Consider the following 24,645-nt stretch of genomic DNA (forward strand, 5'->3'; position numbering starts at 1 on the left):
CCCCTAATGTTTTACCCTTTTTGGTTTATTTTGAAGCAGTCGCAACTGCCAATGCTAATGAATATACTTTTGTTTCTGCTGAATCAGCACGAGATGTTAAAACAATCGGTGCTTTTGCGCCAGCAATCATTGCTCCTACTTTTGCATCCGCAAAGTATACGAGTGATTTATATAGCACATTTCCAGCTTCAATCGTTGGGACGAGTAAAATATCTGCCTTACCTGCTACATCACTTACTATGCCTTTATGCTCTGCTGCAATTTGTGATACTGCATTATCTAAAGCAAGTGGTCCATCAACGATACAATCTTTAATTTGTCCGCGGCGATTCATTTGTGTTAACATCGCTGCATCAATTGTCGCCTGCATCGCTGGATTCACAACTTCTACTGCTGCGATTGGTGCCACTTTGGGCAAGTCGATTCCTATTGCCTGGGCAACTTCTACAGTATTTTTTATAATAGCAGCTTTTTGTGTTACGTCAGGTGCGATGTTCATCGCTGCATCTGTAACGAAAATAAGACGGTCGTAATTTTGAACTTCAAATGCTGCTACATGTGAAAGTACGCTCCCTTTACGTAGGCCCCACTCTTTGTTTAACACAGCCTTCAAAATATTCGCTGTTGGGATGTTCCCCTTCATAAGCACATCTGCTTCACCATTTCTCACAGCTTTAACAGAAAGTTCTGCAGCTTCAGCACTAGACATTGCTGCAATCACTTCAACATGTTCTGAAGTTTGTAAACCATGTTCTTGTAGCATCCCCATTATTTTTTCTTGATTTCCATATAGACGAAATTGAGCTAGCTGTAATTTAATTGCTTTCGCTACAGCTTCAATTACTTCATGATCTTCAGCTACTGCTACAGCCACAGTTTTTTTAGGCTTTCCTGCTGCTTGATCAATTAAGTATTCTAACTTCATATTTTGTAATCAACCCTTTCCGTCGTCCCTCGTCTATTTATAAAGCAAATACCGTGCCAACTTTTAAAAGTGGTCTTACCAATAATGAAAACGCATTCAAAATGCAGTAAAATCAATACTTTGGAAAACAACGAAAGATTCTGTCTTATTTTGTCGCTTTTTGTATACCATGCAATAAATTGCACGGTACGCAATTTATTGCATGCTATTTTTTGCATGGTCATACTTTTCTAGCTTGTAATATAAATTTCGAACGGAAATTCCTAACGCTTTTGCAGTTTGTGTTTTATTCCCATCAAATCTCTCCAAATATTCATAAATAATATTCCCTTCAAACTCTGTCACTAAATGTTCAAGTGGCTTTTCTTCTAATTCAGGTAATAAATGAGATTGCTTTGACTCCACCTGCTCTTCGTTATGTAATGGCGGTAAATGGTGTACATCAATATAGGTCTCGTTATAATTCATAAAGATAATAGCTCTCCCCAAAATATTTTCAAGTTCCCTCACATTTCCTGGCCATTCGTATGATTGTAAATATAAAACGGCTGAATCAGTGAGCCCTTCTACATTACGACCGTAATCTTGATTAATTTTTTGAATCAATCTGTCCGCAATTGTCGGTATATCTCCTTTACGTTGACGAAGAGATGGAATTTGAATTGGAATTTTATTTAATCGATAATATAAATCCTCCCTAAACTTCCCTTCTAGAATAGCCTTTTCTAAATTCACATGTGTCGCTGCAATTACTCGAACATTAATAGGTATCGCTTTCGTTCCACCAACTTTTACAATTTCTTTTTCCTGCAATACACGAAGGAGTTTCGCTTGTGTATTTGCAGACAACTCCCCTATTTCATCTAAAAAAATACTACCGTTATTCGCTTCCTCAAAGAACCCACGTTTCCCGCCTCTTTTCGCTCCAGAAAACGCCCCTTCCTCATAACCAAATAATTCACTTTCTAACAACGTCTCCGAAATGGCCGCACAGTTTACACGGACGAACTTATTGTATTTTCGATTACTTCCATTATGGATTGCATGTGCAAACAATTCTTTACCAGTCCCAGATTCCCCGCGTAACAGTACTGTTGCTGGTGTATTCGCTCCTAGCTTCGCCTGTTCGATAGCTGCCGTTGTTTCATCTGAATTTCCGACAATATCATCAAATGAATATTTTGCTTCTAATGTACGAATAATTTGCCTTGCTCTATTCAATTCATTTGTTAATTTTTGAATTTCCGACACGTCACGGATAACACCGACGCTTCCTTTCAATATTCCATCCACAATAACTGGTGCTACGTTTACAATTACATCTCGCTTTTTTTGCCCAATCTTCATATGTATTCCGCGCACCGCACGACGCGTTCGAAGTACTTTCATATGCATACTTTCGCCTTCTACAATATCAGTTGTAGCAGGCTTCCCAATAATATCTTCTTCTGTTAAACCCGTTAATTTCGTATATGCTGGGTTAATGACTAAACCTCTTCCTTTTTCATCCACAACCGAAATCGCTTCTTCAGATGAGTTAATAATTGCCTCTAATAGTGTTTGAATTTCTTTTAAGTCTGTAACTTCTTCCGCAAGATCTACAACTTCTGTTATATCTTTAAAAATTGCAAATGCCCCTTGTACCTCTCCTCCTTCTTTTAATATTGGAATACGCGTTGTAATAATTTTCTTTCCATTCTCTAATGTCAGTTCATAATTTACTTCTATTTGTTTCGTACGTATAATGCGAAGTAATTTACTAGTTGGAATGACTTCTAAAATATACTTTCCTATCGCCTCTTCTTTTTTATATCCGATAATACGCTCTGCACTTTTATTAAAAAGACGAACTTGTCCCTCTCGATCAATTACAATCATGCCGTCATGTGTAGAATTTAAAATTAATTCTCCTTGTTGCGTCTGTTCCTCTAACCGCCCAATTAGCCCTTCCTTCTCATGCGCTAATCCTGTAACAATTTTTGCGATATCACCTGGTATAAGAAGAGTGTCTTTTTTCTTTTTTTCTAATAAAACTTTATGTACATCATCTTCACCTGTCATATCAAATATTACATCGATATGCATAGAAAGAAATGGAGTTACACTTTCTCCAATTGCAATCCCGTATTCCTTAGCAATTTGTAGTCCTTTTGCCAACGGATTTATATCAATAATCCCTATAATTTGAAATATATTCGAACTTTGTAACAGATTCAGCAGCGCGCTCCCGCCTTCACCTGCACCAACAATTAATACTTTTTGTTTCATATATTACACTTCCTCTCGAAGTAACTCTGCAAATTTTTTCACACCCTTATCTTACTCGTTCAGCACCCTCTTGACAAACCCCCTTTCCGTATAACATCATTAAAATATACGAAATAATCTGAAAAGGAGCGTTATGTATGCAGCGTTACGTTGCTCTACTATTAGCACTCATCCCTATTTCATTAGCTGTGTTTGGTATAAAGTTAATGAGAGATACTGTATTCGGGATTCTATTTCCACCAATTTCTATACTGTGGTTACAATTTTTAATCGGCGCTCTCTGCTTCGCGCTCGGGTTTTATATCTTTGGTGGCTTCGTCTTGCACCGAGATCGCAAACGAAATAAAGTACAAGCTCGCTTTAGAAGATAGGAATACCCCACTATTTATAAATAAAAAAATGAGACCGTTACACGCGGTCTCATTTTTTTATTGGCAATAACGTTCTTGCCGTTTCAGGGTAATCAGTAATAATCGCCGATATATTCATATCAAAATATTTACGCATAAGCGTTTCTTCATTAATTGTATAAGGGCGAACTTCTACACCACTTTCCATCGTTAGTTCGGCAATAGCATCTTGAAGATAACGATAATTCGGATGTACTGCTGTAGCCCCCATTTTTTTCGCGTATGCCCACGGACTATGCAAACCTTCGCGATATAAAATTGCTGTTTGAATATCAGGAGCCATCATATGGCACCGTTTCATACTGTAGTGATTAAACGAAGAAAATATAACACGATCCTCTAGACTAAATTTCCGTACAAGCGTTATAACTTCTTCCTCTAAACCTCTGTATGGAATTTTATTATTTTTAAGTTCAATATTAAGTAGCAAACTCGTTTGTTCAAGCCATTCTAATACCTCTTCTAAAAGTGGTATTTTACAAAAACCTACTTTATCACCAAATTTATAACTTGCATCTAACTTGCATAAGTCCTCATATACATAATTCCGAACCGCACCTTTTCCATTTGTTGTCCGGTCCACCGTTTCATCGTGAATGACGACAACTTTTCCATCTTTCGTTAATTGAACATCAAGTTCAATTCCATCCGCTCTAAAAGACTCAGCTGCTTCAAATGAAATCATTGTATTTTCTGGGTACGTTCCAGCCGCACCACGATGTGCAAATATAAGAGTCATCCTCACTCCCCCAATCTTATGCTATACTATACGAAAAAGGAGGTACTTCTATGAGACCATTACAAATCTCTCCAGATACTGCAGTCCGCTTATCAAAAGCACTAGGTGTTCCACTTGAACAACTCATGCATATGCCGCAGCACATTTTAATTCAAAAACTAGTTGAATTAGAAAAACAAAATAAAGACGAAGAATAATACAGTCCTGTTTTGCAGGACTTTTTATTATTTTCTATTATATCACGGATGCCTTTCCTACTAAAATCCTTTAACAGATGTACTACGATGTGATTTAGCCGTTCCTTCATCATTTAATAATGAATTACATCTTTTCTTTTTTGTTACACGTCATAAAGAAAGCAGACCATTTATTTATAAGTCCCCATTGCGTCCTAAAAACACGATCATAAAAAAACTAGAAGCCCTTTATATTGTTTTTATTGAACGTGCGGAGCATCCCCTGATTCGTATAGTTCTTTCGCTTTTTCCTCCCCGAATGTAGTTAAAATATAATGTTGCTCTTCTAACGCATCCATTGCTCTAGTTGCTTTACAAACGCTATCTTCTTGAGCATCTGAGAAATAATTGTGATCTTCTACAATTTTACTAAAATCTTTTTTCGCCCATCTATCAGCAATTGCTAAAAGTTCATTTTTCTTCGCAAAGCTACTCTTATTTATAATTTCTTTTAATTTTTTAGTATTACTTTGAATCATTGGGATAGAGCCCGATTTTCGTTCTGCCACCACTTTTTGATGAGTCATGCGATGCATCGCTGTAATGACTTCGCTTTCAGTAGAATTTTCAGTAACATACACATCAACAAAGACCCCATCTACCTCTCTACCTACTATTGTTTGGTCTTCTTTTTTATCTATTTGAGCACTCACTTCTTTATCTACGGGATTATCTGCAAGTTCTAACATTCCAAATGTAACTGCAATAGCAAGAACTCCCATAGCTGCTACTATTCCTAGCCAAGTTGAAATTTTATTTTCCATTCCCCTTCTCCCTATCTATATCTATTTTATTGCCTTATAAAAAACTCACTTACATGTAATATTACTAAAAATAGGTTTTATTTTCCATACTATCAAATAATCTCTTTTTCTCAACAAAATAAAAAGACCAACGAATTATAACATTCATTGGTCTTTAAATAAAAAGTTCATTGGTTTTAAATTTGATATCGAGTATCAATTTCAAGAATTATTAAGCTTTACTAAAGCTTAAATCCCTTACTACTTTTACTCTCAACTAGCTTTATGTTCAAGTCTCAGCTTATCCGCAACCATTGCGATAAACTCAGAATTCGTAGGTTTTGCTTTTGACATGGATACTGTATAACCGAATAAGGACGAAATAGAATCAATATTCCCACGGCTCCAAGCTACTTCAATTGCGTGACGAATTGCGCGCTCCACACGGCTTGCTGTTGTATTATATTTCTTTGCGATATCTGGATACAATACTTTCGTAATCGATCCTAATAATTCGATATCATTGTATACCATGGAGATTGCTTCTCGTAAATACATATATCCTTTAATATGAGCGGGTACACCAATTTCATGAATGATACTCGTAATACTCGCATCTAAGTTTTTCGGTTTTCCATCTACTGTTGTGGCTGATCGGAATGATGGTAGTGGACGCTTAATCATAGTGTTTGCTTTACCACTCACTTGACGAATATGACTCGTTAAATTCTCCATATCAAATGGTTTTAATATGAAATATGAGGCACCTAAGTCAACTGCTTTTTTCGTCACATCTTCTTGGCCAAATGCTGTCAACATAATTACGCTAGGCTGTTTTAACCTTTCAATATGTCGCATTTTCTCCAATACAGCTAAACCATCTAAGTGTGGCATAATAATGTCTAAAACGAGTACATCAGGTTGCTTATCTGTTAATAAGTTTAAACACTCTTGACCATTATAAGCAGTACCGATTACTTCCATATCATCTTGAGCGGCTACATAGCTCTCTAACATTGATACTAGTTCTTTATTATCATCCACAAGACATACTTTAATTTTCTCCACAGCTTTTCCTCCCTTACCGAATCGATTCTCCGACATGTGTATCCTTCTAGGCTACATGAATTGTTCGACAATTGTGTGAAAATTCCCTTTTAAAGTTTCTTACTTTCCGATAAAATCACAAAAAAATATGTTTATCGTTCATTTATTCCCTTTCGCAACACATTCCATCATAGAAATACAACGAAACGTTCAACCCTTTCCTTTTATTTTACAACAAAAAACACCTCTTGCGGAGCTTTTACAAAATTTCAACGAATTTTTCAACAGAAAAAGCGAGCTAATAATATATATTAGCTCGCTTTTTTCTCTTGATCATAAATATTAATTCCAGCTTGATGTAACATCCATTCAATATGAACACCATATCCTGATGTTGGATCATTTACAAATACATGTGTAACAGCACCAATTACTTTTCCATTTTGTACAATTGGACTTCCGCTCATTCCTTGTACGATACCGCCCGTTTTCGCTAATAGACGTTTATCTGTTACTTTTATTACCATACCCTTTGTGGCTGGGAATTTTTGCTGCACTGTACTAACAACTTCAATATCAAACGCTTCTACTTTATCTTGATCAATAACTGTTAATATTTTTGCCGGTCCTTCTTTTACTTGATGAGATAATGCGATAGGCATTGCTTTATCCATTATACCGTTTTTCATATTCGTATTTAATTTTCCAAAAATACCATATGGACTATTAATTGTAATATTGCCAATCACTTCACGGTCTGGTGAGAATCTTGCTAATTTCTCCCCTGGATTCCCATGACTACCTCTTTCAATTGATGTAACTGTCGAGCGCATAATTTGTCCATCTTCGACTTGAATCGGCTTTTTCGTATCATTATCAGAAATAACATGACCAAGTGCCCCATATTTCATAGAATCTGGATGAACAAATGTCATCGTTCCAATTCCAGCTGCCGAATCACGGATATACAAGCCAATTCGATAAGACGATTCACCGTTGTCTTTTTGTGGAGTTAGCTTCGTACGAATATATTTTCCATCTCTTAACAATACAAGATTAAGCGGTTCACCTGTTTCTCCACTATTATGAATAAACGGTGCTACATCACTCATTCTTTCAATTGTTTTACCATTAATTTCAGTAATCATATCTCCAATTTGTACACCTGCTGTTTCACCAGGAGATATTTTACCTTTTTCAGTTTGAATTAAATGATGGCCTACAACAAGTACACCTTTTGTATTTAATTTCACACCAATTGATTGTCCACCTGGAATCACTTTAAAATCTTTTAACACTTTCACATTTACTTTTTTCACTGGAAAACCAGCAAGCTGAAATACCATATCAGCTTCACCATTTTGATGAGAATTTACCATAAGTCCTTGTTTTTGTTCATTCGAACTCACTGTAAATACATGACGATTTGTGGATGAAGCTTTGAAAACTGGTAATGATGATATTTCTGATTGTTGCCCTTCAAAAACAACAAGTTGTTTCGGTGATGAAATAAACGTTCGAAGCGGTTTAAAACATCCAATAAAAACTAAAGAAACAAGGAGACAAAGACCTATTATTTTTCGAAATTTTTCTAATTTCAACTTGTTCACTCTCCTCGCTCCTACCCCACATTCAGCCTCTTGGCTTCACTTTTTAATCTCTCCTTGCAGTGCTTTATTTATAACCGGAAGAATTAAGAAATCGTCATTTGAGAAAAAAAGCTATCCATTACTGGATAGCCTCTGCTGTCTGTTTAAAATGATGCGCTTGCGTAAGTAATTCTTTCGCATGCTCTGTCGTTAAATCTGTGATTTCCACACCAGAAATCATTCGAGCTATTTCTGTTACTTTATCCTCCATAGTTAAAACAGTAACTGATGTAATTGTCCGATCATTCGCTACTTGTTTTCGAATAAATAAATGTGAATCCGCCATTGAAGCTACTTGAGGTAAGTGCGTAATACAAAGTACTTGCGAGTTTACTGATACTCGATAAATTTTTTCCGCAATAGCCTGTGCGACCCGGCCACTTACACCCGTATCCACTTCATCAAAAATAACAGATGCAACCCCTTGATGCTTAGAAAAAATGCTTTTTAAAGCTAAAATGATACGAGATAACTCTCCGCCAGAAGCAACCTTTGAAAGTGGTTTTAGCGGCTCTCCTGGGTTCGTTGAAATATAAAATTCCACATGATCGTAACCATCCGCCGTAAGTCTTACCGGCGCACCTTCCACAAGGGGCTCTTCTGCATTTCCTTCTCTCTTCATAATTCTCACTTCAAATTTCGTTTTTTCCATATATAATTCTTTTAATTCCTGATGAATTGCATTTGTAAGGTGTTCTGCAAGCTCATGACGCATATTACTTAACAACGTTGCTTCTTTCATAATAACACTTTCTAATTCCTTCAACTGTTTCTTCGTCGTTTCAATATGAACGTCTTTATTTTCAATCGTAAAAATTTCCTGTTCAATTTTATCAGCATACGCTAAAATCTCTTCTACATTATTTCCATATTTTCTCTTTAGCATACGAATTTCATTCAAACGTGTTTCAATTTCATCTAAACGATTTGGATCATATTCCATCATATCGAGCTTTTCCCTCAGTTGATAGGCAACCTCTTCTAATAAGTAATAGCTATTTGCAATTGAATCATGATTCTCTTGATACACTTCATCTAAATGTGTAATACTTTCCATTTGCCCCATTGCACTTCTTACATTATCTAATCCTTGTCCGTCGGCACTTAAAGAACGATATGCATCACCTAACGCTTTATAAATCTTTTCAAAATTAGAAATTTGCAATCGTTCCTCAGTTAATTCATTTTCTTCATCCATCTTTAAATCCGCCTTGCGAATTTCCTCGTGCTGAAATTGAATTAAATCTAAGCGATGTGCCATTTGTTGCTCATTTTCACTTAACGATTTCAATTGTTTTTTTAATTTTTCATAGTCAGCGTATACGTTTTGATATATGTCTAATTGTTTAACGATTCGATCCCCATCAAAGTGATCAAGCATAAACAGATGTCGTTCTTCATTCATTAAATCTTGCGTTTCGTGCTGTCCATGAATATCAACAAGTGTTTTCCCAATTTCTTTTAATATGCTAAGTGTAACAAGCTTCCCATTTACACGACATACACTCTTCCCGTTCGCAGCAATATCACGCTTTAAAATAATCATACCATCTTCTATTTCTATATCTAACTCTTCTGCCTTTTCAATACATGGATGCTTCTCATCTTCAACATAAAATAGCCCTTCAATCTCAGCCTTTTCTGTTCCATATCGAACAAATTCTGCTGACCCACGGCCACCTACAAGTAAACTAATTGCATCAATAATAATCGATTTTCCGGCCCCTGTTTCACCGCTTAAAACCGTTAAACCTTTTTGAAAAGAAATATTTAATGCTTCAATAATAGCAAAGTTTCTAATCGATAATTCCGATAACAATGCCCCATTCACCTCGTTATAAAATAATCCCTTACTAAAGGATTTTCTCAGTTCTTCATTCAAATAATCATGCTATATATTTGTATGTATATACTCTTCTAACCCGCTTCATTGTACCAAACATTTGTTTTACGGGTCAATCCATCTATTTTTTAACTTTATGCAAACAAAATATTATATTACAATTGAAAATTCATATTTTTAACCAATAAAAATATCTTGTTCACTTTCCACTTTACGATGGAAAGCAAACAAGATTTTTTGTTACAACATATTTAAGAAACGATCAGAGACAACACCTGTATCGTCAGGTGTACGGCAAATAATTAAGCAAGTATCATCACCACAGATGGTTCCGATGATCTCATCCCACTCTAAATGATCAATAAGTGCTCCAAGTGAATGAGCGTTACCAGGCAATGTTTTTAGCACAAGCATATGTCCTGCCGTGTCTAATTTTACAAATGAATCCACTAGATTTCGTTTTAATTTTTGTAACGGGTTAAATCGTTGATCTGCTGGCAAGCTATATTTATAGCGCCCATCATGTAATGGCACCTTCACTAAGTGCAGTTCTTTAATATCGCGCGATACTGTTGCTTGCGTTACATTAAATCCCTCATTACGTAAAATATCAACTAATTCATCTTGTGTTTCAATTTCTTTGTTTGCAATAATTTCCCTGATTTTAATATGGCGCTGACCTTTATTCATACATTTGCACCTCACACTATCTCTTACCATAGTTTAAACATTGGTATACTTCACTTATTTATGTTAACTTATAATTCGTTTCTTGTACACAATTGTTTTTACAATCATTATACAATTACAGCAAAAAGAGGAACAACATATGTTATTCCCCTTTCCCTTTTTGTTTTAGAACGTCATGCGCTTCTGTAACAACTTGCTCTATAGAAATCGGAGAATGATTTTCGCCATTCTCACGTTCACCATGCCATTTCAGATGAATTAAAAATTCAATATTACCATCCCCACCCGTAATTGGTGAGAATGTTAAACCTTCCACATCATAGCCTTCTTTTAAAGCAAACTCGACAATCATTTCTACAACAGCTTCATGTACTTTTCTATCACGAACGATACCTTTTTTCCCAACTTGCTCTCTTCCAGCTTCAAACTGCGGTTTAATTAACGCTGCTACATCTCCGTTAGGCATAAGCATTGTTTTTAAAACTGGCAGTATAAGCTTTAATGATATAAATGAAACATCAATACTTGCAAATTGAGGTAAACCACGTTCTAAGTCTGCTGGTGTCACGTAACGGAAGTTTGTTCGTTCCATTACAACAACACGCTCATCTTGACGTAATTTCCACGCTAGTTGATTGTATCCTACATCTAATGCATAAGATAATTTCGCTCCATTTTGAAGCGCGCAATCTGTAAAGCCACCAGTTGATGAACCAATATCTATCATAACTTTATCTTGTAAATCAAGATGAAATGTCTCTAATGCCTTTTCAAGTTTATAACCACCACGACTTACATACGGCATAACTTGTCCCTTCACCGTAATCTCAGTATCTTGCGAGATTTTCTCTCCTGGCTTATCAAGTCTCATCTCATTTGCATATACGAGTCCGGCCATAATGGCGCGCTTTGCTTTCTCACGCGTTTCTATAAGTCCTCGCTCTACTAATAGTACATCTACTCTTTCTTTTTTTACGCTCATTTGTTACGCCCTTTTTTGTTTTGATGGAATCATTGTATGAATACGGTCTACAACAGCATCTGTCGTTAAACCAATTTCTTCTAATAATTTTGTTACACTTCCGTGCTCTATGAAGCGGTCTGGAATACCCATTCGTTCAACTAATGCACTATGGTAACCATTTTCAGATGCAAATTCAACTACTCCTGTTCCAAAACCACCGATTAAACAAGCTTCTTCAATCGTTAAAATCGGTATATTCTTTCCTAGAAGATCATGTAAATATGCTTCATCCATTGGTTTAATAAAGCGAGCATTCACTACTTTCACTGAAACCCCAGCTTTTTCAAGACGCTCAGCTGCTTCCATTGCCATTGGTATTGTCGTACCAAACGTTAAAATAGCTGCTTGTGTCCCCTCTTTTAACGTCTCCCACGTACCGATTGGAATCGCCTTTAATTCTTTATCCATATGAACGCCAAGTCCATTACCGCGAGCATAACGCAATGCGATTGGTCCATCTTCATATTGCATCGCCGTATAAACTAAATGTTGCCCTTCATTTTCATCTTTCGGCATCATAAGCACCATATTCGGCAAGTGACGTAAGAATGAGATATCAAATACGCCTTGATGCGTTTCACCATCTGCTCCTACTAATCCCGAGCGATCTATTCCGATGAAAACATTTAAATTTTGGCGGCATATATCATGAACAACTTGGTCATATGCTCTTTGTAAAAATGTTGAATAAATCGCTAAGAATGGCTTCATTCCTTGCGTTGCCATACCTGCTGCCATTGTTGTAGCATGCTGTTCTGCAATACCTACATCAATCATACGATCTGGGAATTCTTTTTGGAATTTCTCAAGTTTTGATCCAACAGGCATTGCAGGTGTAATTGCTACGATACGCTCATCCGCTCTCGCTAGCTTAAGTACTGTTTCACTAACGACAGCACTCCATGCTGGTGCAACTTCTTTCGGCTTAACGAAGTCACCTGATTCAATTTTATAAGGTCCTGTTCCATGCCAAGTTCCAATAACGTCACTCTCAGCCGGTTTATAACCTTTTCCTTTTTTCGTAATAACGTGAACAAGCACTGGGCCTTTTGTTTTCTTTGCATATTGCAACGTTTCGAATAACTTTTCATAATCATGCCCATCGACTGGACCTAAATATGTAAAGCCTAACTCTTCGAAAAAGACACCAGATACTAGTAAATATTTAAGACTATCTTTTATTTTCTCTGCTGTCGCAGCCACTTTCCCGCCAACTGCTGGGATTTTCTTTAATATATACTCTAATTCATCTTTTACCCAGTGATATTTTCCTGCGGTACGTAAACGACCGAGCACATTATGAAGCGCACCAACGTTTGGTGCAATTGACATTTCATTATCATTCAAAATAACAATCATGTCTGTTTTTTCATGTCCAATATGGTTCAATGCCTCTAAAGCCATTCCGCCTGTTAAAGCACCATCTCCAATAATTGGTATAACATATTCTTTCGTTTTCTTTAAATCACGTGCCAGAGCCATTCCCATTGCAGCCGATAACGAAGTCGAGCTATGACCAGTTTCCCATACATCGTGCTCACTCTCGCAACGTTTCGGGAAACCACATAGACCTTGATATTGCCTTAATGTACCAAACTCTTTCGCACGTCCAGTTAAAATTTTATGTACATAGGATTGATGTCCTACATCCCATAAAAATTTATCTTGCGGGCTATCAAATAATTTGTGCAGAGCAATTGTGAGTTCTACTACACCTAAATTAGGTGCAATATGTCCACCTGTTTGAGAGAGCTCTTCAATTAAAAACTTACGAATATCCTCACTCAATCCCTCTAGTTCACTGATAGACATATCTTTCAAAAAACTAGGGTTTTGAATTTGCGTTAGATCCACATGGATCACTCACTTTCATTTCATAATCTGTCAACATGTCAAATATTATAAAAAACATTTACACAAAACAAGAAATTCTCTTTTCTATTTTTCGTCTTGTCCCGCTATTAACCAGTCTATTGCGCCCTAATCCTATTATAAACCATATTTCTTTAGGCGATGAAAAAAATAGCCGCTAACACGAAGTGATAACGGCAATGTAATCTACATATATTTTTGCCAATAACAAGAAAAGAAAAACCTTTTCCTACATTTATATCATAAAATGATGAATGACTCAACAAATGAAAACGCTGTTATATTAGTTATTACGTTTTGCAATCAAATCACAAATAGATAGTAAATATTCATCTTGTAATTGCAAGGAACTAATCGCACCTTTTGCTTCTGCAATTGTTTCTTCTAAAATATCCTTTGCTCTATCTACAGTAAACAACGTTGTATATGTGCTCTTTTCATTAGAAAGATCGCTACCAATCGGTTTTCCAATCTCTTCTTCAGTTCCTTCGACATCTAAAATATCATCTCGAATTTGGAAAGCTAGACCGATATATTTGGCAAACGTAAGCAACTTTTCTTCTTGCTCTTCTGTCGCATCAGAAAGTATCGCACCCGCAAGTACAGCAAATTCAAGCAGTTTTCCGGTCTTATGTTTATGGATGTACTCCAATTCATCAATCGTAAGGCGTTTCCCTTCAGCTTCCATATCTGCCACTTGTCCGCCAACCATTCCTTCTGGTCCTGCTGCTTTTGCAAGTTCAAGTACAAGTCTTACTTTTTTTTCGGCAGAAATTTCTTTTTGCTCATATGCCATAATAACTTGAAAAGCATACGTCAATAAGCCATCTCCTGCTAAAACTGCCATCGCTTCACCAAATACTTTGTGATTTGTGGGCTTTCCTCTTCTTAAATCATCATCATCCATACAAGGTAAATCATCATGAACTAATGAATATGTATGAATCATTTCAAGAGCACAAGCTGCACCTACTCCAAGATTTCTTTCTTTCCCAAACGCTTGTAATGTTGCAAACAAAAGTAACGGGCGGAGACGTTTTCCACCCGCTTCCAAAGAATATGCCATCGCTTCACGAAGTACATTTGGACATTGTAATTCATTTGCATAGCTTACAAGTTTTTCTTCTACGAAAGTTTTACTTTCTTTCAAAAAAGTATCAAAAGCAATCGTCACTATGCTTCATCTCCTAAAGCAGTAAACGGTTCAAGCTCTCCATCTTCCCCAAGAATAACTGCCATTTGTTCTTGTACATTCTTCAGCTTCTCATCACAAAGCTTAGATAATTCCATACCTTCTTTAAAATAAGAAATCGCTTCTTCTAAAGGTACGTCACCTTGTTCTAGCTTAGAAACAAGATGCTCAAGTTGCGAAATTGCCTCTTCAAAGCTTAATTTATTTTCCATTATTCAATTCACGCTCCTCTATGCCTGATACGCTACAATCTAGTATTCCATCTTGTAATTGAACTGAAACAGCATCTCCAAGGCTTACATCTTTCACACTTTTTAACACTTGCTTCTCTTCATCATATACAAGCCCGTACCCTCTCATCATTACTTTAAGCGGACTTAACGCTTCAAGTTTTTGAGCAGCTCTTACAAAGGCAAATTCTTTCGTTTGAAGTAACGTTTGCATTTCACGTTGTAATTGCTTTTGCAACGTTTCAACAGCTACCTTCGTTTGCATAATTTTTTGAGATGGGTGGTGCTTCTCTAAATAAAATGAAAGTTGCTTTAACTGATTCACCTTTTTATCAATATAGCGCTCTTTCGCTAAAACAAGCTGTTCTAGCGCTCTATCTAATTGCTCTTCCTTTTGCTCATATACTTGTCTTGGATAACGGAACGCATACGATTTTTGCAACACTTGTAGTTTTTCTTCTTTTTTATGTACTAACTCTCTCATTGCTCTTTGCAATCTCAGAGTTCTTTGTAATACCTTTTCTTGTAACTCTATAATGTTAGGTGCTGCCAGCTCAGCTGCTGCAGTCGGTGTTGGCGCGCGTAAATCTGCAACAAAATCTGCGATTGTAAAATCCGTTTCATGGCCTACTGCCGAAATAATAGGAATTTCACTCTTAAAGATTGCTCTTGCAACCATTTCCTCATTGAAAGCCCATAATTCCTCAATAGAACCTCCACCACGACCAACGATTAGTACATCTATCTCTCCCATTTCATTCGCTGTACGAATCGCTTGTACAATCGAGGGAGCCGCTGACTCCCCTTGTACAAGTACCGGAAATACAATAACATTCCCAATTGGATAACGACGTTTAATCGTTGTTATAATATCACGAATCGCTGCTCCTGTTGGCGACGTAATCACACCTATTGTTTTAGCGTAAGGAGGAATCGCTTTTTTATAAACTTGAGAAAAAAGTCCTTCTTCTTCTAAACGAACTTTTAACTGTTCGTACGCTAAATGTAAATTCCCGACTCCGTCAGGCTGCATGTCTTGAATATAAATTTGATAAGAACCACTCGCCTCGTAAACAGAGATTTTCCCTTTCACGAGTACCTTCATCCCATTTTCAGGTTTGAATTTAATATTACGATTATGGCCCGCAAACATAACCGCTGCGATTCTTGCATTTTCATCTTTCAATGTAAAATACATGTGGCCACGGCTATGATTTTTAAAGTTGGAAATTTCACCTTTTAACCAAACAGACTGCAAATGCGGATCATATTCTATTTTTGTTTTTATATAGCGTGTTAACGCTGTAACGGTTAAATATTGCTTCTCCATTTCTCTCTCCTCATAGCCGACTCAAATTATTTACAAACGACACCTGCACGTTTGGCAGATTCAACAGTATTATGAAGAAGCATTGTGATTGTCATTGGACCAACACCCTTTGGCACAGGTGTAATGTAACCCGCAACATCTAACACGTTGTCAAAGTCAACATCACCACAAAGTTTTCCTGTTTCTAAACGGTTAACACCAACGTCAATTACAACCGCTCCTTCTTTAATATAATCCGCTGTTATCATTTTAGGTCGTCCAACAGCTACGATTAAAATATCAGCTAACTTCGATAACTCTTTCATATTTTGCGTCTTAGAATGACAATATGTTACAGTGGCATTTTCATTTAAAAACAATTGTCCCACTGGTTTACCGACAATATTACTTCTTCCAATTACTACTACATGTTTTCCAGAAATATCAAGATTTGTTTCTTTTACTAATTCTACAATACCATGCGGTGTACATGGAAGGAATGTATCTTGTCCCGTCATCATACGTCCCACGCTGATTGGGTGAAATCCGTCTACATCCTTTTCTGGTGAAATTCTTTCAATGATAGCTTTTTCTTCAATATGTTTTGGTAAAGGTAATTGCACTAATATGCCATTAATACGGTCATCGCCATTTAAGCGATCGATTTCAGCAAGCAAACGTTCCTCAGTAATTGTTTCAGGAAGTTCAATTAGCTCTGAGTAAATCCCTACTTGTTCACAGCCTTTTTCTTTTCCTTTCACATAAGAACGAGATGCTGGATCTTCTCCAACTAAAATAACTGCTAATCCTGGTACAATACCTTGCTCTTTCAACTTCACAACTTCTTCTGTTAATTGTGCTCGTTTTTTCTCCGCAACTTCATTTCCTTTGATGATTACTGCTACCATTTTAAGATTCCCCCTTAAAGAATTTACAGTGTATCTTTTATATTAGATAAAACGCCGTTAATAAAACGACGAGATTCCTCATCCCCAAATGTTTTTGCAATTTCAATTGCTTCGTTAATTGTTACGTTGTGTGGAATTTCTTCCATGTACTTCATTTCATACACAGCTACACGTAAAATACTGCGATCAACAATACTAATACGCTCAAGCTTCCACTTTTTTAAGTTTTGACGAATCGCTTCATCGATTGCTTCTTTATTTTCTACAAAACCTACTACAAGTGACTCTAGAAACTCATTTGTTTCTTCGCCTTCATCCAGCGTGTTTTCCACTGCTACTTTCGGTTCTAATTCACCTGTAATATCCATTTGGTATAATGCTTGCATTGCTCTTTCTCTAGCCGTCCTACGTTTCATTGTAACTCTCCTTTATGCTTCAAGTCTTTCCTTATACTTTGTTATATTATTATAATTTATAAGCCGTCAATTCACTTACTCTTACAGTTTTCATTGATTTTCCAACCTTATAATACAATGATAATAACACAATTTATCGTTTCACACACGGGTTACAAGGCTGAAAAATAATAAAAAGATTAACTTCAAGTTCCATATCTTATCACAATGTACGTTTTTTGGAAAAACGACACATTTTCTTGTTTATTTCTTATTTTTTGAAATAGTATAATAATTAGAGGGTTGTAATTTGTGAAGAAATGAAACGATAAAAAAGATGCCTATGTTACTAGGCACCTTTTCATTCTTACACTGGTTCGATTTCTGTTTTTTGTGTTTCGAATGTTACGCCAACGATGTGAACATTCACTTCTTTTGGCTCAAGTCCTGTCATTGTAAAGAGTGCTTGGCGAATATTGTCTTGAATCTTTTGTGCAACAACTGGAATTGCTACACCAAAATACATTACAACATAAAGGTCAACGATAATATCTTCGTTTGCTAATTCAACCTTTACACCTTTACCATGATTTTTCTTACCTAACTTCTCAACAACATCTGTAGCAAAATTACCGCGCATTGCCGCTACACCTTCTACTTCAGCAGCTGCAATACCTGCAATTACTTCAATTACTTCTGGTGCAATTTCTACTTTACCAAGAGTTGTATCTTGACCCATATCTAACATATGTTCAGCCATGAAAAAAACCTCCTTTAATGTATCACTGCGTCACAAGTTCATGCTCTTCCAAAAATTTCGTATTAAACTCACCTTTTACAAAATCAGGATGATCTAGCAATTGCAAATGGAACGGGATTGTTGTATGTACGCCTTCAATGACAAATTCACTAAGTGCGCGCTTCATTTTTGCAATTGCCTCTTCACGTGTTTTTCCGTGAACAATTAATTTAGCAACCATCGAATCATAGAAAGGTGGGATTGAATATCCCGGATATACAGCTGAATCGACGCGAATACCAAATCCTCCTGGTGGTAAGTACATTTCTACTTTACCTGGAGATGGCATAAATTTTTTGGCAGGGTTTTCCGCATTAATTCGACATTCAATTGCCCAACCATTAAATTGTACTTCTTCTTGCTGTAACGATAACTTTTCTCCTGAAGCAACAAGAATTTGCTCTTTAATTAAGTCCATTCCCGTTACCATTTCAGTAACCGGATGCTCAACCTGAATTCTCGTATTCATCTCCATGAAATAAAAGGTTTTCGTTTTATATTCATAAATAAACTCAACCGTACCAGCACCTGTATAATCAACCGCTACCGCCGCTTTAACTGCCGCTTCACCCATCTGCTTGCGAATATCTTCATCAAGTGCAGGTGATGGACTTTCTTCTAGTAGTTTTTGCAAACGGCGCTGAATTGTACAATCACGCTCTCCTAAATGAATGGCATTTCCGTGTGTATCTGCCATTATTTGAATCTCAACATGGCGGAAATCTTCAACGTACTTTTCTAAGTATACACCAGGGTTCCCAAAAGCGGTACTAGCTTCTTGCTGTGTAATTTGAATTCCTTTTATAAGCTCTTCTTCATGGCGTGCAACACGAATACCTTTTCCGCCGCCACCTGCAGTCGCTTTAATAATAACTGGATATCCAATTTGATTAGCAAGCTCGATCGCTTCTTCGGTATTTTTAATAATCCCTTGTGAACCTGGTACAATCGGAACCCCTGCTTCTTTCATTGTATCACGAGCAACGTCTTTTGTGCCCATCTTTGAAATAGCTTCTGGACTTGGACCGATAAAAATCAAGTTACATTCACGGCATAATTCTGCGAAATCTGCATTCTCTGCTAAAAATCCGTATCCCGGATGAATAGCATCGCAGCCTGTTAACTTCGCAACGCTAATAATGTTCGTCAAATTTAAATAGCTTTCTTTCGAAATCGTTGGTCCTACACAATACGCCTCGTCTGCAATCTGTACGTGAAGTGACTCTTTATCTGCTTCTGAATAAATTGCAACTGTTTCAATATCCATTTCTTTACAAGCACGAATAATTCGTACAGCAATTTCCCCACGATTGGCTATTAATACTTTTTTTATCATCACAAAGACTCCCTTATTACGCTTTTACAAGAAATAGCGGTTGTCCATACTCAACAAGCTGTCCGTTATTAACAAGAATTTCAACAATTTCGCCCTCTACATCAGCATCAATTTCGTTAAATAACTTCATAGCCTCGACAATACACACGATAGAATCTTTCGATACTCTATCCCCAACACTTACATATGGAGGTGTATCAGGCGAAGAAGAAGAATAGAATGTACCTACCATCGGTGATGTGATTTTATGTAGGTTTTCATTTTGAACAGCCTTCTTCTCTTCTTGTTTTGGCGCTTCTGCTTGTGCTGCTGCTACTTTCGTTTCAACTTCAACAGGCGCTACTGGTTGCATAGCTTGTTTTGCTGCAGGTGCTTGCACAGCAACAACTTCATTACCACGCTTTTTCATTTTGATTGTTGTACCGTCTTTTTTGTATTCAAATTCATCAATATTAGAGCTATCAATTAATTTAATTAATTCGCGAACTTCTTGAATTTTAAACATGTAAAATCCACTCCCATACTCTTGTTTGTCCCGTTTTTACAGATTCTCGTCACGAAAACTAGATTGACTGTAAAAATACGATGTATTCTATTAGAAAATATATTTCATTAACTAATAGAAATATTTACTATTTCCATCTTACGATAAATTTTTTAAACATTCCAATTTATATTTCTTTATAATAAATCGAAACTCCTGTAAAAATATTATTCCAATAAAAATTTAATACCTAGTAATAATACCAAGTTTCACACGAAATTGGCAAGACCACTTCTTAAAAAACATTCACTACTTTTTCAAAACGTTACACAGCAAACATGCCATTCCCTCTTCACTCTTCACCACACCTATAGTCAATAACATATTTTTACCAAATATTTTTTTTTGTTTACACACCGTTCATCATTCCTTCATATAAGAATAGTATGTTCAAAGTGTAGAAAATATATTGTGTCGAGGTGTGGAAATATGATATGGCTCATTCTCTTTTTACCTGCTGTAATCGTTTGGGCATGCGTTCTTTGCATCCACGTCAAATCCGGAAAAAGTAATCATCAGTACCATGAACCATTAATCTTTTACTCACAACGTGTTTCTCCATTCCGAGCTGAACATAGTAAAAATAATTACAAAGACGCAATAGAAAAAAGCTATCGAAAATGATAGCTTTTTTCTATTCACACGTACTTGCATACTCTTTTTACTATTTGCATACCCTTTGCTTAGTAAAAGATAATAATCCGTAGGGAAATCCCTACGGATTAAAGTTTCACTTATTTCGCTGGTGGATCAAATTTCACACCTACATCTTTTGATCCGCCTTCACTTCTTACAAGTTGAATAATTTTATTTGCTTCTTTCTGTGAATGTTTTGCCGCTTTAACCGTTACTCTAATATCAGTACCATCAGCTCTTACAAGAGCATCTGGATATCCTCCTTGAGATTTAATTACTGTCTCAAGTAATTCTTGCTTCGTTTCCATTGTCGTAATGGCATCAAAATTTTCTTTCGCTTTATTCTTTTCTGTTGCTGAAGCTTTTGTTGAACTCATCACTTCTTGTAATTTTGCTTTTTGTTCACTACGCTGATCTTCCATTTGCATACGTAAAGCTGTGAAATTCTCATCACTTGATTGAACTGATACATTGCCCTCTTTTTTACTTGTTTCTTTTTTTGCATTTTCTTTTTTGTCTGTTTCTTTATTTGTTGTTTCTTTGCTTGTATTTTCTTTTTTCGGAGTTTCTTTAGGCGCTTCGTTTGTTACTGCTTTATCAGTACCTTGTTTTTCTTGTCCAATCTTTTCACCTGTTGCTGGCGATGCTGTATTCATTTTGTCAGGAGTTGTCACGTAATACACAGATAGTACAACAACTAAACTTAACATCGTTAATAACCAAACTGTTTGTTTTTTTAACACTTTATTTCCTCCCTATCAATTTTTCGGTGAAACTGAAACGCGATGGGCCGGTACATCTAGCAGCCTTATCACAGCTTCTTTTACCATTGCTTTAACTTGTATATTATCCACTCCCTTTGCTACGACAAGAACACCACGTACTTTCGGCTTCTCTGTTCGTAAAACAACAGGAGTTTCTTTATCCCCTTCACGTATAATGACAGTCTTTTCATCAAGAGACTCGTCCTCTACTTCTCTCTTACCGCCTGTTTTATCTGTTTCACCTGTTGTTTGTGAGCGTTTCACTGTATTTTTTTCTAAAATTTTTTCTTCAGATGAATCTAAATTCACTTTAATCGTTACGTCTTTTACTCCTGCTATTTCTTCTAAAGCAGTTTTTAATTCTTGTTCATACGCTTTTTCATATTTTTCTACATTTGACATACTATCATTACTTTTTTGTCCGAAAGTTGGTACGTCTTTTTCTTGGTTTTGAGTTTTTTGTTCTTTAAATACAGGTACTTCTTCTTTTTTACTTGAAAAGAGACTACTAGAAAACATAAGCAAAATTCCAAGTATGAGTAGGACAAGTAAAAACTTAGGTGTTACCTTTTTACCCTTCTCGTTACTTTCTTTTTGATCCCCATTCAATAAGTTTCGAAAAAATGAGAACTTCGAATTTTTATCTTTATTGTCCATTTACTCTACCTGTCCTCCCTTCCATTTGAACTTGGATTTGTTTACCCTCTAGTTGCCACCTGCTTGAAAAGAAATCTTTCATTTCTACATTCGTTTCTTCCACTTTTTTTGGAGGCTCTTTCGTGTTAATTTCAATTGGCTTTACTGTTTCGATTGCATCATTTTTACTACGTTCTTTTTCTTTCAACGTCACAACAACAGATTGAATATCTTTCGCTGACTTTACTTCTTCTATATTTTCTGCTGCGACTATTTGTATTTCAGAGACAGCCATACCATACTTTTTCTCAAACTCTTTTCCTACTTCTTTTTTCATTTTGGTAGCCATCTCTTCTAAACTATATGCACGTGTTAGAGCTTGTATTTCTTTTTTCTTCGAATCTATTGAATTTTTTACAGATCCTTCTGCTACGTACTTTTCTTCATTAAAATTTGCAATTACTTCATTTACATCTGTCTGCAATAGTTTAAAAAGGGGTGTTAAAATTAATACGACTAACAAAAGACTTACAACAAATTTAACGTATTTTTGCAAATTCGAATTTGGAAGAATAAGATGAAGCATTGTCGCTAAGAGCAAAAAAACGATAATATTTCTGATCCACTCTGTAACAAATTGCATACTCTTCACCTCCTACCGCATCATAAGTGTAATATTCCCCGCAGCAATAATAATTGTAATACTTAAAAAGAACATAAATGATACGATAGCTAAGCAAGCAAATACGTAAATGATGCTTCTTCCAATAATGTCTAAACATTGAATAATTGCTCCGCCGCCAACCGGTTGTAATACTGCTGCTGCGAATTTATAAATAAATGCAATACAGAAAATTTGAATCGCAGGAAAAGCAACAATTAAGCATAAAATGACGAGCCCAATAATTCCGACTGTGTTTTTCAATAATCCTGATGCGCTAATAACAGTATCTGCCGCTTCCGTAAACATCCTTCCAACTACTGGAATGAAGTTTCCTGTTACAAATTTAGCAGTTTTCACAGCTATGCCATCAGCAACGGCTGTCGCTGTTCCTTGTACAGATAATACCCCTAAAAAAATCGTTAAGAAGATACCGATAATCCCAACGCTAACGTTTTGCAGAAGCTTGGACAATTTTGTAACTTTATATTGATCACTCATTGTACTTACAATACTTAATATCGTTGCCAGTAATAAAAGCGGTAGAACGATATAATTCATAAGAAGCCCGCTTGTATTCATTAAGAAAATGATAATCGGATGAAAGAAAGATACAGATACAACCCCGCCACCAGTCGCTATAAGCGCCAATAAAATTGGCAATAGCGCTAATATGAAATCTACCATTGTTTGTATCGTTTCTCTTGCATATGTCATAACGACATAAAAACTATTTAAAGCAAAAATAATAAGTACCATATATACAACAGCATCAGCAATTTTACTTACACTACTTTTTGAAAAAGCGGATTGCAGTGATTGCAACAATGCACTAAAGATTGTGAGCATAATGAGTGTGCCAAGCAGTTTTCCATTAGCTGCAAGCTCATGAAATAAATATTTTAATAACCCTATCATCCACTCTTTTAGAGAGAATTCTTTTTCTCCCTTTACAAACTCCATAAAACTCCCTTTTTGACTCTCTGGCAAATAGCCACCATATTTTGTAACAAGCCCGTCCCAAAATTGCTTCACATCTTCAATTCCGAGCTTATCCAATTGTTGATCAACGACGTTTGTTTCTACAGGAGAAGCTTGTACAACAACCGGTAAAGAAAAGAAAAGGAAGCAAGCAAATAGCAGCTTAGCTCCAAACCTCCTCAACATTCACTCCCCCTTATCCCGTCGGTAAAAATCCGAGAATAGTTTCAATTACAACCGTCAAAATAGGAATTGCCATAACGAGAATTAAGATTTTCCCAGCAAGTTCAATTTTCGAAGCGATGGCACCTTGACCAGCATCTTTTGTAATTTGAGCTCCAAACTCGGCAATATAAGCAATTCCAATAATTTTTAGTAACGTTTCCACGTAGACGTTGCTAACTTTCGCTTCACTCGCTACTCTCTCAATCATTTGTAAAATAGAATGAATTTGATCGATTAAAATAAGAAACATCACGCTACCTACGAACACAATAAATAAAGATGTAATACTAGATTTATGCTGGTTCAAAACAGCAGCTAAAAACGTAGCAACGAGGCCTAATCCGACAATTTGTATAATTTCGATTCGAACCGCCTCCTTTACTGGAAGAGAAAGACACTTTTAATCTTGTCGAATAGCGTATTAATTAAAAATGCAACATGAAATAAAATGACGACAAAACCGACAAGGATAACCCAATTTGCAATATCCTCACGCTTCAATTCTTTTAGTACAGTATGAATGAAAGCTAAAACAATGCCGATTCCGGCGATTTGAAATATTAATCCAACATCAATGGACATC

27 protein-coding genes are annotated in these 24,645 nt (G+C 36.2%); 3 read left to right on the plus strand and 24 right to left on the minus strand.

Features of this window, described 5'->3' with window-relative positions; translation table 11 throughout:
• Positions 1 to 25: 25 nt before the first annotated feature.
• Positions 26 to 925: a phosphate butyryltransferase gene (gene yqiS, locus DN407_RS20615; RefSeq protein WP_149216613.1), complete on the minus strand. Its 900-nt coding sequence runs from the start codon at positions 923 to 925 to the stop codon at positions 26 to 28.
• A gap of 195 nt (positions 926 to 1,120) precedes the next feature.
• On the minus strand, positions 1,121 to 3,193 hold the full coding sequence (locus tag DN407_RS20625; RefSeq protein WP_000810974.1) for a sigma-54 interaction domain-containing protein: 2,073 nt from the start codon (positions 3,191 to 3,193) through the stop codon (positions 1,121 to 1,123).
• A gap of 137 nt (positions 3,194 to 3,330) precedes the next feature.
• Between DN407_RS20625 and DN407_RS20630 the strand changes: the two genes are divergently transcribed.
• Positions 3,331 to 3,564: a DUF2627 domain-containing protein gene (locus DN407_RS20630; RefSeq protein ID WP_001190210.1), complete on the plus strand. Its 234-nt coding sequence runs from the start codon at positions 3,331 to 3,333 to the stop codon at positions 3,562 to 3,564.
• A 49-nt stretch (positions 3,565 to 3,613) separates the two neighbouring features.
• Here DN407_RS20630 and DN407_RS20635 read toward each other — a convergent pair whose 3' ends face one another.
• The gene (locus DN407_RS20635; protein ID WP_000172580.1) at positions 3,614 to 4,342 is read right to left on the minus strand and encodes a glycerophosphodiester phosphodiesterase; all 729 of its coding nucleotides are present in this window, start codon (positions 4,340 to 4,342) and stop codon (positions 3,614 to 3,616) included.
• Between the two features lie 50 nt (positions 4,343 to 4,392).
• On the opposite strand from DN407_RS20635, the gene DN407_RS20640 reads away from it, so the two are divergent.
• On the plus strand, positions 4,393 to 4,539 hold the full coding sequence (locus DN407_RS20640) for a YycC family protein (protein ID WP_001247671.1): 147 nt from the start codon (positions 4,393 to 4,395) through the stop codon (positions 4,537 to 4,539).
• Positions 4,540 to 4,778: 239 nt separating this feature from the next.
• Here DN407_RS20640 and DN407_RS20645 read toward each other — a convergent pair whose 3' ends face one another.
• The 15 genes from DN407_RS20645 to accB form a co-directional block, all read right to left on the minus strand.
• Entirely contained in the window at positions 4,779 to 5,342 is a 564-nt protein-coding gene (locus DN407_RS20645; RefSeq protein ID WP_000428232.1) for a PRK06770 family protein, read from the minus strand.
• 252 nt (positions 5,343 to 5,594) lie between these two features.
• The gene (spo0A, locus tag DN407_RS20650; RefSeq protein WP_021727703.1) at positions 5,595 to 6,389 is read right to left on the minus strand and encodes a sporulation transcription factor Spo0A; all 795 of its coding nucleotides are present in this window, start codon (positions 6,387 to 6,389) and stop codon (positions 5,595 to 5,597) included.
• A 290-nt stretch (positions 6,390 to 6,679) separates the two neighbouring features.
• Positions 6,680 to 7,978 (minus strand): SpoIVB peptidase, encoded by a 1,299-nt coding sequence (gene spoIVB / locus DN407_RS20660; protein WP_002000940.1) that lies wholly within the window; start codon positions 7,976 to 7,978, stop codon positions 6,680 to 6,682.
• 118 nt (positions 7,979 to 8,096) lie between these two features.
• The gene (gene recN / locus DN407_RS20665; protein WP_000947765.1) at positions 8,097 to 9,836 is read right to left on the minus strand and encodes a DNA repair protein RecN; all 1,740 of its coding nucleotides are present in this window, start codon (positions 9,834 to 9,836) and stop codon (positions 8,097 to 8,099) included.
• A 264-nt stretch (positions 9,837 to 10,100) separates the two neighbouring features.
• The gene (gene argR, locus DN407_RS20670; RefSeq protein WP_001032580.1) at positions 10,101 to 10,550 is read right to left on the minus strand and encodes an arginine repressor ArgR; all 450 of its coding nucleotides are present in this window, start codon (positions 10,548 to 10,550) and stop codon (positions 10,101 to 10,103) included.
• A 142-nt stretch (positions 10,551 to 10,692) separates the two neighbouring features.
• Entirely contained in the window at positions 10,693 to 11,532 is an 840-nt protein-coding gene (locus DN407_RS20675; protein WP_000111874.1) for a TlyA family RNA methyltransferase, read from the minus strand.
• Positions 11,533 to 11,535: 3 nt separating this feature from the next.
• A complete protein-coding gene (gene dxs / locus DN407_RS20680) occupies positions 11,536 to 13,428 on the minus strand; it encodes a 1-deoxy-D-xylulose-5-phosphate synthase (protein ID WP_000366454.1) in 1,893 nt (630 codons plus the stop codon).
• Positions 13,429 to 13,729: 301 nt separating this feature from the next.
• A complete protein-coding gene (gene ispA, locus DN407_RS20685; protein ID WP_000150374.1) occupies positions 13,730 to 14,620 on the minus strand; it encodes a (2E,6E)-farnesyl diphosphate synthase in 891 nt (296 codons plus the stop codon).
• Positions 14,620 to 14,850, minus strand: coding sequence for an exodeoxyribonuclease VII small subunit (gene xseB, locus DN407_RS20690; protein ID WP_000428423.1), 231 nt, complete (start codon positions 14,848 to 14,850; stop codon positions 14,620 to 14,622). Before xseB ends, ispA begins: the two co-directional genes overlap by 1 nt.
• Positions 14,840 to 16,198 carry an exodeoxyribonuclease VII large subunit gene (xseA, locus tag DN407_RS20695; protein ID WP_000415249.1) on the minus strand — a complete coding sequence of 453 codons (1,359 nt, stop codon included), beginning with the start codon at positions 16,196 to 16,198 and terminating at the stop codon, positions 14,840 to 14,842. Before xseA ends, xseB begins: the two co-directional genes overlap by 11 nt.
• A 26-nt stretch (positions 16,199 to 16,224) precedes the next feature.
• Positions 16,225 to 17,085, minus strand: a complete 861-nt coding sequence (folD, locus tag DN407_RS20700) for a bifunctional methylenetetrahydrofolate dehydrogenase/methenyltetrahydrofolate cyclohydrolase FolD (RefSeq protein WP_000226732.1) — start codon at positions 17,083 to 17,085, stop codon at positions 16,225 to 16,227.
• 23 nt (positions 17,086 to 17,108) lie between these two features.
• Complete coding sequence (gene nusB / locus DN407_RS20705) at positions 17,109 to 17,501, minus strand: N utilization substance protein NusB (protein WP_000830247.1); 393 nt, start codon at positions 17,499 to 17,501, stop codon at positions 17,109 to 17,111.
• Positions 17,502 to 17,847: 346 nt separating this feature from the next.
• Positions 17,848 to 18,240, minus strand: a complete 393-nt coding sequence (locus DN407_RS20710) for an Asp23/Gls24 family envelope stress response protein (protein ID WP_000807630.1) — start codon at positions 18,238 to 18,240, stop codon at positions 17,848 to 17,850.
• A gap of 22 nt (positions 18,241 to 18,262) precedes the next feature.
• On the minus strand, positions 18,263 to 19,615 hold the full coding sequence (gene accC / locus DN407_RS20715; RefSeq protein ID WP_000592870.1) for an acetyl-CoA carboxylase biotin carboxylase subunit: 1,353 nt from the start codon (positions 19,613 to 19,615) through the stop codon (positions 18,263 to 18,265).
• Positions 19,616 to 19,631: 16 nt separating this feature from the next.
• The gene (gene accB, locus DN407_RS20720; RefSeq protein WP_000472859.1) at positions 19,632 to 20,120 is read right to left on the minus strand and encodes an acetyl-CoA carboxylase biotin carboxyl carrier protein; all 489 of its coding nucleotides are present in this window, start codon (positions 20,118 to 20,120) and stop codon (positions 19,632 to 19,634) included.
• A 468-nt stretch (positions 20,121 to 20,588) separates the two neighbouring features.
• Here accB and DN407_RS20725 point away from each other — a divergent pair, with 468 nt between their 5' ends.
• The gene (locus tag DN407_RS20725; protein ID WP_002101315.1) at positions 20,589 to 20,783 is read left to right on the plus strand and encodes a hypothetical protein; all 195 of its coding nucleotides are present in this window, start codon (positions 20,589 to 20,591) and stop codon (positions 20,781 to 20,783) included.
• A 110-nt stretch (positions 20,784 to 20,893) separates the two neighbouring features.
• On the opposite strand, the gene DN407_RS20730 is transcribed toward DN407_RS20725, so the two are convergent.
• From DN407_RS20730 to spoIIIAC, 6 genes are read right to left on the minus strand one after another with little or no spacing between them, the layout of a single operon-like run.
• Positions 20,894 to 21,538 carry a SpoIIIAH-like family protein gene (locus DN407_RS20730; protein WP_000914710.1) on the minus strand — a complete coding sequence of 215 codons (645 nt, stop codon included), beginning with the start codon at positions 21,536 to 21,538 and terminating at the stop codon, positions 20,894 to 20,896.
• Positions 21,539 to 21,553: 15 nt separating this feature from the next.
• Positions 21,554 to 22,216, minus strand: coding sequence for a stage III sporulation protein AG (gene spoIIIAG, locus DN407_RS20735; protein ID WP_000368890.1), 663 nt, complete (start codon positions 22,214 to 22,216; stop codon positions 21,554 to 21,556).
• The gene (gene spoIIIAF, locus DN407_RS20740; protein ID WP_001161033.1) at positions 22,206 to 22,838 is read right to left on the minus strand and encodes a stage III sporulation protein AF; all 633 of its coding nucleotides are present in this window, start codon (positions 22,836 to 22,838) and stop codon (positions 22,206 to 22,208) included. Before spoIIIAF ends, spoIIIAG begins: the two co-directional genes overlap by 11 nt.
• A gap of 12 nt (positions 22,839 to 22,850) precedes the next feature.
• On the minus strand, positions 22,851 to 24,023 hold the full coding sequence (spoIIIAE, locus tag DN407_RS20745; protein WP_000946110.1) for a stage III sporulation protein AE: 1,173 nt from the start codon (positions 24,021 to 24,023) through the stop codon (positions 22,851 to 22,853).
• A gap of 10 nt (positions 24,024 to 24,033) precedes the next feature.
• Entirely contained in the window at positions 24,034 to 24,417 is a 384-nt protein-coding gene (gene spoIIIAD / locus DN407_RS20750; RefSeq protein WP_077393170.1) for a stage III sporulation protein AD, read from the minus strand.
• Between the two features lie 23 nt (positions 24,418 to 24,440).
• A complete protein-coding gene (spoIIIAC, locus tag DN407_RS20755) occupies positions 24,441 to 24,644 on the minus strand; it encodes a stage III sporulation protein AC (RefSeq protein ID WP_000020914.1) in 204 nt (67 codons plus the stop codon).
• Between the last annotated feature and the right edge of the window lies 1 nt (position 24,645).

The organism is Bacillus sp. JAS24-2 (assembly GCF_008274905.1).
Taxonomy (GTDB): Bacteria; Bacillota; Bacilli; order Bacillales; family Bacillaceae_G; genus Bacillus_A; species Bacillus_A cereus.